Below are 12,109 nucleotides of genomic sequence, written 5' to 3'. Positions count from 1 at the left end.
TGACGACACGGACCATATTTGCGGCGGGATCGTACCAGTAGTCAGAGGTTTTTAACTGAGAAATCTGACTCAACTGCGTCAATGAAGACGCTGGAACCTGGTTTCCAGTCTTTGTGTCGATGCCGGGAAGGACGGCGTTATGATCGACCGCACGTAGCATTGCCAGTTCAGCGAGCGTATACATTCATCCAACTCCTTTATCGCGGTCGAGCTTTTTAGACGTATCACATTTAAAATAAATGACAAAAATGATACGCCCTTTAAGAAAATCGTACTGATCCATCTACGTCCGTCTATAGCCAGACATGCGCAGCCCAATTACAATCAGCGGGTTGTGATCGGTGGTAAGGCATTTTAAAATTTGGGTTCCTTGAAAAAGGATTTTCTGGAAAGCGATATATTTTACGATAAATCATCTGCGGGCAGATTGTGCGCGCCAGACGACACACTGAGGAAATGAACGTCAAAAAAAATGGCGTTTTGGGCCGGAGCCCGATAAGCGCGCCGCCTCTGGAGCCCCTGTTCCGATCCAATGGAACGGAAAAGGGGCTCAAGTTCTGGTTTTGAGGCGTTTTCTTCACGCGAACCGGCCTCCGCTCCGCTCGAAAAAGCTCCAGAAAGCCAAAGCCTTCGCGCAACCCATCGGCAGCGCGCGCCGGTCGGAAAATCTCGCCCGCAGCACAAAAAACTGGCGGATGTTTTGCCGCGGGCGCAAAGACGGTATAGGACTGCCGCGCTCCCCGCCGGGCCGGAAGGGGGCCGCGCCCCGGACCGCTATCGACGTGGACTGCAACTGCGAGAGGCAAGAATGAACCGCGTAAAACACCGTCCTCATCCACTGGGTCCCGTGCGCAAGGCGGCTCTCGCCGTTCGCAATCTTCTGATCGAGCTTCGGCTTTGGCGTTTGCGCAAAATTGTCGGAATGGATATCGGGCAAAACACCAAGATTTCGCTTCGGGCAGATCTGGACATGACCAATCCTCGCGGAGTTCATATCGGCGACGGCACTCTCATCGCCTTTCACGCGGTCGTTTTCGCCCACGACCTTTCCCGTCATTTCCACACGCACACCTATATCGGACGCAATTGCTTCATCGGCGCGCATTCAATTATCATGCCGGGCATAAAAGTGGGCGACCAATGCATCGTCGGCGCCGGCGCGGTCGTGACAAAGGACGTTCCCCCGGGAAGCATCGTCGGAGGCAATCCCGCCCGAATTCTGCGCTCGGGAATCCAGACCCGCGAATGGGGCATTCTCCTGGATGCGTATGAGGAAGCGCTTGCCGCCGCAGCCCGGGAACAGGACGATGGATGATCGCGCCGCTTGGGAAAGGTCGAACATTTGTCGGCATGAGATCGGCGAACCGCCCTTCGCGGCGCCCGGCAGCCGATACGGAGGCGGCCTCGCGGAAAAAATATTCCAATCGACTTCGTCGCCCGTGCATGCAATCTAACGACCGGCTATATCTCGGTCAGGCGGCGCAACGTCGCTTTAGAAACAAGCCGCTGTTATCAGGGCATAAAAGAGGCGTCGGGTTGGGCGTCGTATCTTGAGCAACGATCGACGGCAACGATCGACGACAATGCGTTTGCCGTCGCCGTTGCCCATCGAATGAAAGCGAGCAGATTAATGACGTCGAACAACGTCATCAAGAAAAGTCAATCGCTGATCGTCATTGCCGGGCTGGAAATCAGCTTGCCTTTCTTGCGCATGCTGATCATGACTCGGGCGCTCGATTTGCCCGAACTAGGTTTCGCGTCGGCTCTTGCTGCGACTTACGGGATGTTCGAACAGGTCACGGACATCGCCATGTATCGTTATGTCTATTCGCTCCCACGCGACGAATATGTCGAAGCGCTTGCCAGCGCGCAAGCGCTTTCGGTGCTGCGCGGCTTTGCGGTCGCCCTCTTTGCTTACGCCGTTTCGCCTCTGATCGCCGACGCTTTTTCCTTGCACGCGGAATGGCGCGATTTCGCCCTCCTCGCGGCGGTGATCCTCATCAGATCGTTTGAAAATCTCGAACCGAGGGTTGCTGAACGCGATTATCATTTCCGCCCCCAATTGATCTGCATTGTTGCGGCCAATGCGCTCTGTCTGGGCGCGCTGATTGCCGCGCTGGCCATCTGGCATAATCATCTGGCCTTGACGGCCTCGCTGGTGGGACAGGCGATCGGCGGCGTCGTGGCGAGCCACTTCGTCAGTCGTTTGCCCTATCGGCTGAATTTTTTCTCGCCGCATTTCTTCAAGGCATTCCGCTTCGGCTATCCGCTGATGTTCAATGGCGTGGGTCTGGCGATTTCGTCGCAGGGCGACCGCTTCCTGGTCGGTGCGATGCTCGGCTTGCCCGCGCTCGGCGTCTATTCGGTTGTCATGCTGGCCACCATCCTTCCAATCAACATGGTTTACCGGGTCATGGGCTCCTTGACCTCCGCCGCTCTTTTCAATGCCGGCGACCTCGCCGAAAACTGGACAAGAAAAGTGCGATTGGCCGCCCGGCTTTCGCCGCTGCTCGCGGCCGGCTATGCCGTCGGCGTGCTGACCCTCACCAATATTGTGCTGCCCATCGTCTTCGGTCCAAAATTCCAGATTTCAATTCTGGGGCTTTCGCTGCTCGCCTTCAGCGCATATTTTCGCATCGCGCGCGGCGAACCCTTCGGTTCCTTGCTCCTGATGAGCCAGCGAACCAAGAGACTGGCGATCGGCAATCTCTCCAACATCTTTGCCTTGGTGTTGAGCGCCATTCTCCTATATTATGCGCGATATGTTGAATCCGCTCTCGCGGGCCGCGCTCTCGGCGAAGTAGTGAGCTTCGGCGTCACCTTATTCCTCACCCGCAATTTGATGCGCGGGGCGGAAAAAGATCTGCAATTTTCGGTTTTGTTGGGTTTTCTGGTCATCTCATCAGCAAGTCTCCTGACTTTTGTGACGACCGTCGGTCTGAATGGGCAGCCGACCATGGAGGCGCTTGCCGACTACGCCATCGTTTTTGCCTGCTGGGCGGCGCTCGCGGCGCGCCCTTTTTTCAACGTCATGGCGCCGCGTGGGCAAAGCGCGACGCCAAACTCCGAAGACGGGTCATCGGATCGAAAAGCAGGCTCCCTCTCCGCGACGGCCGGCAAAAATATTTCGCCGCCGACGAGCGACAGTGCAGATTCGAAGCAAATAGGGTGACAAGCAAAGGTCGGCGCCGCATAGGAGGCGTGCGACCGATAAAAGGCTTCGCCAGATTCGGCAACGAGGACCTTTATGGATTTCAATTCACTTGGACTGCGCATTCGGGACCGTCTTCAGCCGTCCAACGTTTCGGCAACCATCAAAAGCGCCATCGCTGCGCTCAAGATCCTGTTGTTCCGCGCATGGACCCGCTGGAACAAGCCGGCTTTCAAATTCGGCGTGCTTCGCACGATCGGTTGGGCGTTGTTTGCAACCTTGTATGGACTCATCGTTGGCGCCGCATCGGTGCTGCTGCCGCCAATGGCTCCGATTGGCCTCGTCGCCTTGAGCGCCCCGGTCCTGTTCTGGGCGCTGCCAGATTTGCCGACGATTCCCGCCGCAAGCTTGAGGCGGGCTTTTTTCCTTACGGTCGCGGTCGAAATCACCATTCCAACCTATTATATGGTGCAGATCTCAGGAATTCCCTGGATATCCATTCGCCGAGTGATGGTTCTAATTCTGGTTCTTTTGACTCTTTATTCCATTTCCGTCTCCCGAGACGAACGCCGATCCCTTTCCAAGGTGCTTTCGGATCAATATTGGCTGAGCTTCTGTATCATCGGCTATTTGTTCATGGCCTTCGTCTCGATCTTTTTTTCAAAGGAACCGACGCAGTCCATTGGCCAGTTTTTCGAATATTTCCTGAACTGGTACCTGCCGTTTTTTGCTTGTCTGATCGTTATTCGTTCTGAAAAGGATGTGATCCTTCTCTACAAAATCGTTGCAATTCTCTCCCTGTTCGTCGCCGCGCTGGGGATTGTCGACTTCATCACCCATCACAATTGGGCGGTGGAAGTCATCCCCAGAAGCCTGCTGAACAAGATGATGCGGGATAATCCTTCCGTCGCCGGCGTCGTGAACTCCAATCCCTTTCGCAACGGCCAATATCGCGCTTCGTCGATTTATAACGTCCCTCTGTGCTATGGCGAATTCGCCGCCATGGTCGCGCCGATCGGCTTGTATTTTATTTTGCACACCCGCAATATGAGAGATCGACTTCTCGGCGTTGCCGTTCTGGTCGGCGCGATGCTCAGCCTTTTCGTCAGTGGGGCGCGAGGCGGCAACGTCGCCTTTCTGATCTCGGTGCCGCTACTTCTGGGCCTGTGGGTCGTTCGCTATTCGGCGCTGAATCCCCGCAGCGTGGTTGGTCCGCTGTTCGCTACCGCTTCTGCCATGTGCATTGCAGCGCTTTTCGCCCTCATTCTGACGTGGCGACGACTTCACAATATCGTTCTCGGCGGCGGCGACACCGCATCGAGCGATGATTCCCGCAATATACAGTGGCAATTGGGTTGGCCTCATATTCTCTCCAACCCCATTACCGGCCACGGCATCGGACGAGCGGCCGAAACCGTCAATTATCACACCCCAGCTGGCGCTATGAGCATCGACTCCTATGTGCTCAGCGTTGTCGTCGAAACCGGAGTGCCGGGGCTGTTGTTATATTTCGGCATGATATTTGTGGCGGCCGCAATGTTGATCCGAATTTATCTCAGGGACAAGGATCCCGCGGCAGAAATCAGCGCGCCGGTCGCCTGTTCGCTGATCGCCTATGGCGTATATCGCCTGGTTCTGTCCCAGCGCGAAAATCAAACGCTGTTCTTTATATTGTTGGGAATCACTTTCGTCATAGCCGAGTCGTCGGCCAAAAGAATGGCCAAGAAAGCCAAAGTCAGCGCCTCGATCAACAGCGGCGCTCCACGGATCCAGATGGCCTCCGAACCGCATCGGCAGCCGACCAGTCGACTTCCGTTTTGAAACCGCTGTCAAAGTTTTAGTTTCTAAGCAATCTCAATGGGCTAGAGCGCCTGTTGCCGCCAATCGGAACCGCCAGGCGCGCCTGGCTTCGAACCCCGAGGCCTGTCCGACAACCGTCATGGCCAAATCGCCGGCCGGATTCAGTAAAGCGCACCCGAAACCTTCACAGGATTTACCGATCTGCTTACTTATTGATCCGCACCAAGGCGCTCGAACTTTTCGTTGCTCCAATTGTAGTAAATGACATCGGCCGAGTCCGGAACGCCCTGAAAATAGAACTCATGTCCGTCGAGCGTATATCCGGGCACGATGCTGAACTTCTGGGTTTTCTGGGATCCGAAAGAGTAAGTCCCGACGCCCTCCCGCTGGACGACATCGACCGTTCCGGACGCGAATTCGGGGTTCGTCACCGCATTGAAAACCAGTTGCGCGCATTCCGGAAGGGTGACGTGCAGACCTTGCGGCGTGTTGACCGGGACGCCTGAAAACCCGGCGGATTTCGTGCAGGCGTCGAACTGATTCACATAGATCAGTTCATGCGGGGAATTCAGCAATCGCGCGAGGTAATCCGGGGAAGAAAATCCGCGCGCGGCATTCACAACATAGACCTTGTGGCGGGGGCCGCCAATGCCGGTCAGGGCCTTGTCCAGGGACGCGTGAAGTTTCTGAGCGATGCTGGCTTGCACGCGCAAGGCGTTCACCTGGTATATCCCTGAGGTAACGTACAACAGCGTCAAAGCAATCAGCGACGCAAAAGAAAGCCGCCCGGCGAGGCTCTGACGATCGAGATAGGCTGCAGCAATCAGCGTCATGATCAAAAACAAGGCGAAACAGCCACCGTAACGCCCGTATAAATTATTCACCAACAGATAGGCCAAGGAGCCGCCAAGCCAGATCAGCATCGCCAGCAGCCATTTGTCGACCGGCGCCGGCTCGCTTTTTCGATCAAAGACAAAGCTTTGGAGCAATCGAGGCAGATATTTCGCATAGATGACGACGATCGCGACCCACACAAGGGCGTTGACGCCTGCCGCGGCAAGATCGAGGATGAATTTGACATCCCCCAGCATCCCGGGGTGAAGCGCCAAATTCTTCAGCGTTACAAACGCGGGACTTAACCCGACGGGCCAATAGCCGATCGCATGGGCGACGGATTCAGACCCGATGCGTGCGTAGGTTCCGCCGGAAAACTGCCCCAGATAATATTGCCTGCCGCCCGCCCAAATGGCCGCCGGCAGCAGCATCAAGGTGGCAAGGCCCCAGCTAGTCGGGGAAAACCGGCGGAAGATCAGAATTGTGGCGGCTGCGGCCACGGGCGCGAAAGCCGCCGTTTCCTTGGTGGCGAGCGCCAGCGCGAGAGCCAGGAAGGCGAGCGCGTATTGCTCGTACAGGACGGCGCGAAAAGCGACGATGACGATCAGGGCAGTCGCGACATCGAAGATAAAGGGGAAATTCCACAGTCCCATGCTGATCACGGGGGGAGACAGCGGCCAAAGGATCGCGGCAAACAACAGGATCGGTCCGCTCACGCCCACGTCCTTCAGACATCTGAACAGAACGACGGCCGCGAGCAAGATGAAGATATAATATGGAATAATATAATAACCGAATCTGTCGCCAAAAATCTGATACAATACCCAGGCCAGCGCGCTGGTTGCGGGCCGGATGAAGTTGGTGTAAGGCGCAAACCACTCGGGATAAACGGCAAAATACTTCGAGTATCCGCTGGAGAGCCAATGATAGGGATCTATTTTCAACGATCCGCCAAAAAACCCTGGCTCATCTTCTGCCGGTACGAAGTGTGCGTAGACCTCCGGATAAAAAGTGACAAAAAACGCCAGCAGAATCGCGCCGACAAGAAGGTAGTAGCCAAGGGCGATCACCCTTGGATTTGCAGGGGATTGTTTGGTTTCCAGATCGAACGGCAAGGACATTGGGCATCTCTTCAGTTTTAGACATTTTCAAAGCGACCAAGCGGCCGATCCTTTATCATCGCGAAAGCCGACGCGGGTTCCGGTCGACGATCGGACAAGCCTCCGCGCGCGAAAAGCTTTTTGGGGGATCGGACATTGACGTTCCTTCAAAGACCGAGCCGTTGGGAAAGACGCGAGGAAATGCGGCCCGATGGATCGAGCGCCCGCCGGACCTGGCGAAAACGCTCAAGCGCAGGATAGCCAGCTTCGAAAGTCGCGCGAGATTGGCGCGAATCCTTGGCCAGGTAAAGGCGTCCGCCCGCTTTGACGACGATTTTGTCAAGCGCGTCCAGGAAGGGAAACAAACCGGGCTTGACTGCAAAGTCCAGCGCCAGCGTATAGCCTTCGAGCGGGAAGGACAGCAGCCCCTGCGCCGGCCCGAGCTTTTTCAACACGGCGAGGAATGAGGCGTCGCCACGGCGGGTAATCAGATCGAGCATATCGGACAGTGCCGACGCGGCGGTCTTGTCCGGGATGACGCACTGATGTTGAACGAAGCCGCGACGGCCATAAATGCGATTCCATTCGCCGATGCCGTCCAGCGGAAAGAAATAGGGGTCTGCTCCGACGACGATCCGCGATCCCGCCTTGCGCGCCCCCATGCGGAAATAGGCTTCGTTGAACGCCGCGACGCTGATCGGGTTAAGCACGAAATTGGGCAAAGTGAACGGTATCGAGAGCCGCGGGTGACCGATTTCGGGGAACAGCCGGTTCGCGGCCTTGTTGTCGAGTTCTCCGCGTTTTGCATGTTCGCCCAGATAAATCAGAGATCGCCCGAGTTTGGCGCCGCGCGCGAGGCCATCGATCCAGGCGACCGAATAGGTGGCCGCGCTGTTCGCCTCGAACACGGCCATGGTGGCGGCCAGATCGCTCCCGACGATCGTCTTCTGGCGGATCCAGCCGGTCTCGACGCGCTGAAAGCACAGCGTCGCCTCGAGAATTATGCCGGTCAATCCCATGCCGCCGATGGTCGCCCAGAAAACGTCGGAATTTTCCTCGCGGGAAGCGCGAAGCACGCCACCATCGACGGTGGCCAATAAAAGACTTTCGACATGATCGCCAAACCCGCCGGCGCGGTGATGGTTCTTGCCGTGAATATCGGCGGCTATCGCGGCGCCAATGGTGACGAACCGCGTTCCGGGAACCACCTTCGGAAAGAAGCCCTGGGGCAGAAACGTTCTGATGAGATCGGCGAGCAGGACGCCAGCGTCGGCGACAATCCTGCCGGTCGCCGGATCGAAACTGCGCACCCGATCGAGCGCCCGCGTTGAAATCGTCCTGACCGTCCCGATCGCGGCGTCGCCGTAAGAACGTCCGGCGCCGCGCGCGACAAAATCCGTGCTGGCTTTGGCAAGCGCCGGAACCTCGTCCGACGAGGACGGCGCGCACACTTCGCTTTCGTAAACCGGATAGCGGCCCCAGCCGTGAACGAGCGTCATGCAAGTCGCTCTTGCATCATGATTTCAGGCCGGATCGCGGGAGAAGCAGCCTTCTCGCGCATTCCAGAGCCAAAAAATTTGCCCTCGATCGCGTTGCAAACAAAACCGGCGCCGGGTCCCATCGCGAAGGACGCCGTCAAGGGCTGGTCAGGAAGGAACCGCAACGCCATTTCCCGAAATGCGAGAGCGACGAGCCCCGCGCCCGCCGCAAAAAGCACGTAGCACAAAAAGCGGACATGATCAGCTAAATAGCTGTCATAGCTCTTACAGGTGTCCTCCACCACGCCCCAACCCCTGATCAAAAAGACAAAAGCATTATAAGACCGATAAGACCAAATGTCGCCAAACTATTCCAATCCTTTAGTGCAAATATTATCGGGTCATGGTGCATGAGACGTCGATGCGCCATCATCAGCGCACGGCCGATCCAATACATCAGCAGGGGACAGACGAGCCACAGGCCCTGAGGGTGACGATAGGTTTGTCTCACCGTATCCGACGAGACAAAAAGCGCAAAGACCGTGACCGCATTGAAGCCTGCGGCGGCCGCAAGCATGGCCACAATATCGAGATCGCCCTTTCGATAGTTCCTGTTGCTAAGTTCGGGCAGTCCGGCGTCGATACGCGTCGCGAGCTCGATATAACGTTTGATAAGGGCAAGAGACGTGAATATGAACATGGAAAAGGCAAGCAGCCATTCGGAAATCTCCACCGATATCGCCTCGGCGCCCCCGATGACCCGGATTGTGTAGAGCAACGCCAAAACGATGATGTCGATCATCATCTTGCGCTTCAAGAAAAAACTATAAGCGGTGGTGAAGATCAAATAGGCGGCCAGAACAACGAAAAAACTCGTCCCTATGACAAGGCCCGCGGCCAGCGCGCAGAAGGCGAGCAACAAAGCAACCATGATGGCCGGAAAGATAGGCACGGTCCCCGCGGCCAGCGGTCGCCATTTTTTGCTCGGATGCTTGCGATCGGCTTCGATATCAACCAGGTCATTGATAATATAGACGGAAGAAGCGGCCGCGGAAAACGCGATAAACGCGGCCACGCTGAACAATATCGACCAGAAATTGAACAGGTGAGCCGTCAGCAGCGGAACAAAAACGAGCGCGTTCTTGGCCCATTGATGCGGACGCAGCAGTTTCATCCAGGCGGCCATGCCGCCGGTTCGTCTGTCCATCACCAAGGCGTCGCCGTCGATGACGGATAATTTTCGACGAACAGAGGCCGACGACGTTATCGCAATGCAATTCCTGGCGGCGGACCAGACGGGCAAATCCGCGCTGTCGTTGCCGATGTAATCGAAGCCTTTGACCCCGAAAGCGCGCACCAGCAGATCCGTCTTGGACTTGGAGGTTAGATTGGCGATTGCGGTCGATCCGTACCAGCCGTCGAATAATCCAAGGTGCTCCGCGACCGCCCGCACATAGCGTTCATTGCTGGCCGAAGCCAAAAAGACCGGGCGATCCTCGGCGCGCGCCTGCTCGATCAGTTCGATAACCCGCGCATCGTAGGGCAAATGCGCGGCGTCGATTTCGATGGCGTTCGCAATTTCCGCTTTTAACCGCGCCTTGCCGCCGCTTCTCAGAGCAGAGAAAAGCAAGAAAGCCTGGGAGAGATCGGCTCCCAAATGCGCAAAACCACTCTCAACCAATAGATCGGACTTAATCAAAGTTCCGTCAAGGTCTACCACCAAGGGAACCTTGTCGTCCACGGCTGAAGCCGATATTGATGCTAAACTAGCCATTGGTCCTCGAAATTGACGTTAAGAAGCTTCGCCATAACACTTGCATAGGAGGCAATCAATTTCAAGTGGGGCGATCCGCAACCGGGGGCAAACAGGTCAAGAAGTTGATAACTTTGGCGTGAAAAGCTGAATCGGTCGACATCCACCGATGGAGGGAGGGGATTTGACGAACATCGACAACGAGACACTTCGAGCTTTGGCTGAAAAGACAAATATCTATTTTACTTCAGGTGGTTAGAAGATTATGGACGGGCCTGGGAATTCCCTGTTCACCGGACGAAATTTTATTGTTGCGCCTTCTCGCCGCACCGGCGGGTGCGGAAACCAGGTCGATGGCGCAACTTTCCTCGCCCCGGTAATTTTGCGTCGGGACGCTGCGTGTCAGCCGGATGGCCGGCGCGGCAGGGATCCAACCGCCGACCGCAGCGGGGAAAGCCCCGCCTGGCTGTGGTGAGAGGTCTTGTAATCGGGCGCGTCGCGAACCGCCATGGCGCCATCCGTTCATTCGGGAACGATGGGTGTGCTCTCGTTTTCGCTCCAGATAAACGCCATCACGTCGAGCACATGGTGGTTCCGGCTGGCGGCCTCCTTCGGCAGTCCGGTGAATTCGAAGGCGATATCGTCGAAATCCGAGATTTCCCTCTCGTCAGAAAATCGACGCTCTCCAGATCGAGTTTGATGAGGACGATGCGTCTTCCCCGACGATCCGGTCGAAGCCGCCGCGGAAACGTCCATCCGCTTCCGAACCGTTTGACAACGAGAACCCGAAGGCCACGACCTGCCCCGCAGAAGATGCAGCGTCCCCGCCAAAAATCGCCGTCTGCGGCTTAGCGCGGACCGGCTCTGAATTTCCGCCACCTTGACGGACGCGATCGCCTGAGGCTATTTGAGCATATCATCTTTTTGAGTCTGGCTTGAGGGCTGCGTGTCGGGCTGGCGGCAATGGCGAGCGAGGCGAAACGCGTTCATTGGGCCGGCTTTTCATCCATCCCGGCGGGCGCGTCGGCCGAATGGATGGAAATTCAATTTTGTTTTGCGAGATGGCGCGCGCCAGACGTCGTGTCGAAGAGACCAAACGTCGAATTAATATATTTTTGACAAGTTCAGCAATATACGCGTTGGGTCAATTCTGCTGAAGTTTCTTAAAAAAATACATGTAGAAATGGCGATATGCAAAAAAATTACGGCCGCCACTTAGATAATAAAGATCGCATGAATGCAATAAATCTGCTTGATTTTGTTTCCGAAACCGGCAGTACGCCCGCGATCGACTCTAAATTCGCTCGAATAAACAATCCGCACTCAACGTGCATCTCGACTCGTCAACTTGGTTGTTCGACGCCCCAAAAGGCGAGGCGCTTAGGCGCCAAACCCTGGTCCTGGCCGAAATTGTTCCACCCGCCCCGCAGCGTTTTCAACCTCCATTCAGGCGACGCAAATTGACCGACGTCGTGTCAGATTTTTCAACGCATATGGCGCAGGCGAAGGCCGCGCGCCAACAAGGCGATCGTGTCGCTGCGCTGGAGCATTTCCGGGCGGCAGCGGCGTTCGACCCGCAAAATGTCTCCGCGCGGCTGGAAATCGGGATCGAGCTGCGCGAACTTGGCCGCCTCGATGAGGCGGCCACGACCTACCGCGACATGGTCGCCAATAATCCCAGGTTGATGCTCGGCTGGCGCGGGCTGGCGCTCGTCGCCCGACAGCGGGGCGATCGGGCCCAGGCGGTCGAACACTGGAAACGCGCTCTGGAAGTCGATCCGGCCGATCTCTGGTTGCAAAACGATCTCGCCAACGATCTGCGCGACTCCGGACGGCATGACGAGGCGGAGCCGATCTTTCTCAAACTTTCGGAACAATATCCCGATTTTGTCGGCGGCTGGCGCGGGCTGGCCTTTATCGCCCGCCAGAGGAGTGATCGCGCCCAGGCCATCGACCATTTCACGCGCGCTGTCGCGCTCGATCCGGCCAATCG

General features: G+C 56.7%; 11 protein-coding genes. 4 read left to right on the top strand and 7 right to left on the bottom strand.

Annotated elements, in window-relative coordinates:
• Together QZY01_RS20855 and QZY01_RS20850 are read right to left on the bottom strand one after the other, a co-directional pair.
• Nucleotides 1-184: hypothetical protein (locus tag QZY01_RS20855; protein WP_294541063.1), on the bottom strand; the 184-nt coding region annotated here is incomplete at its 3' end.
• A gap of 393 nt (nt 185-577) precedes the next feature.
• Nucleotides 578-1,105 (bottom strand): hypothetical protein, encoded by a 528-nt coding sequence (locus tag QZY01_RS20850; protein WP_294541061.1) that lies wholly within the window; start codon nt 1,103-1,105, stop codon nt 578-580.
• Nucleotides 1,106-1,129: 24 nt separating this feature from the next.
• Here QZY01_RS20850 and QZY01_RS20845 point away from each other — a divergent pair, with 24 nt between their 5' ends.
• The 3 genes from QZY01_RS20845 to QZY01_RS20835 all read left to right on the top strand — a co-directional run bounded on the left by QZY01_RS20845 (nt 1,130) and on the right by QZY01_RS20835 (nt 4,972).
• Nucleotides 1,130-1,315 (top strand): hypothetical protein, encoded by a 186-nt coding sequence (locus QZY01_RS20845; RefSeq protein WP_294541059.1) that lies wholly within the window; start codon nt 1,130-1,132, stop codon nt 1,313-1,315.
• 315 nt (nt 1,316-1,630) lie between these two features.
• A complete protein-coding gene (locus QZY01_RS20840) occupies nt 1,631-3,172 on the top strand; it encodes an oligosaccharide flippase family protein (protein ID WP_294541057.1) in 1,542 nt (513 codons plus the stop codon).
• Nucleotides 3,173-3,247: 75 nt separating this feature from the next.
• Entirely contained in the window at nt 3,248-4,972 is a 1,725-nt protein-coding gene (locus QZY01_RS20835) for an O-antigen ligase family protein (protein ID WP_294541055.1), read from the top strand.
• Between the two features lie 188 nt (nt 4,973-5,160).
• Here the strand turns inward: QZY01_RS20835 and QZY01_RS20830 are convergent, their stop codons facing one another.
• From QZY01_RS20830 to QZY01_RS20810, 5 genes are all read right to left on the bottom strand, one after another.
• Entirely contained in the window at nt 5,161-6,906 is a 1,746-nt protein-coding gene (locus QZY01_RS20830) for a hypothetical protein (RefSeq protein ID WP_294541053.1), read from the bottom strand.
• Between the two features lie 146 nt (nt 6,907-7,052).
• Nucleotides 7,053-8,384, bottom strand: coding sequence for an FAD-binding oxidoreductase (locus QZY01_RS20825; protein WP_294541051.1), 1,332 nt, complete (start codon nt 8,382-8,384; stop codon nt 7,053-7,055).
• Complete coding sequence (locus QZY01_RS20820; RefSeq protein WP_294541049.1) at nt 8,381-8,668, bottom strand: hypothetical protein; 288 nt, start codon at nt 8,666-8,668, stop codon at nt 8,381-8,383. The genes QZY01_RS20825 and QZY01_RS20820 overlap by 4 nt, the downstream gene beginning before the upstream one ends.
• A gap of 14 nt (nt 8,669-8,682) precedes the next feature.
• On the bottom strand, nt 8,683-10,104 hold the full coding sequence (locus QZY01_RS20815; RefSeq protein WP_294541047.1) for a UbiA family prenyltransferase: 1,422 nt from the start codon (nt 10,102-10,104) through the stop codon (nt 8,683-8,685).
• A gap of 534 nt (nt 10,105-10,638) precedes the next feature.
• Nucleotides 10,639-10,872 (bottom strand): hypothetical protein, encoded by a 234-nt coding sequence (locus tag QZY01_RS20810; protein ID WP_294541045.1) that lies wholly within the window; start codon nt 10,870-10,872, stop codon nt 10,639-10,641.
• Between the two features lie 704 nt (nt 10,873-11,576).
• Between QZY01_RS20810 and QZY01_RS20805 the strand changes: the two genes are divergently transcribed.
• A partial coding sequence (locus QZY01_RS20805) for a tetratricopeptide repeat protein (protein ID WP_294541043.1) occupies nt 11,577-12,109 on the top strand: 533 nt, incomplete at its 3' end.

The sequence above is a fragment of the uncultured Rhodoblastus sp. genome, from assembly GCF_903903185.1.
Taxonomy (GTDB): domain Bacteria; phylum Pseudomonadota; class Alphaproteobacteria; order Rhizobiales; family Beijerinckiaceae; genus Rhodoblastus.
This window is presented reverse-complemented; position numbering and strand designations above follow the sequence as displayed.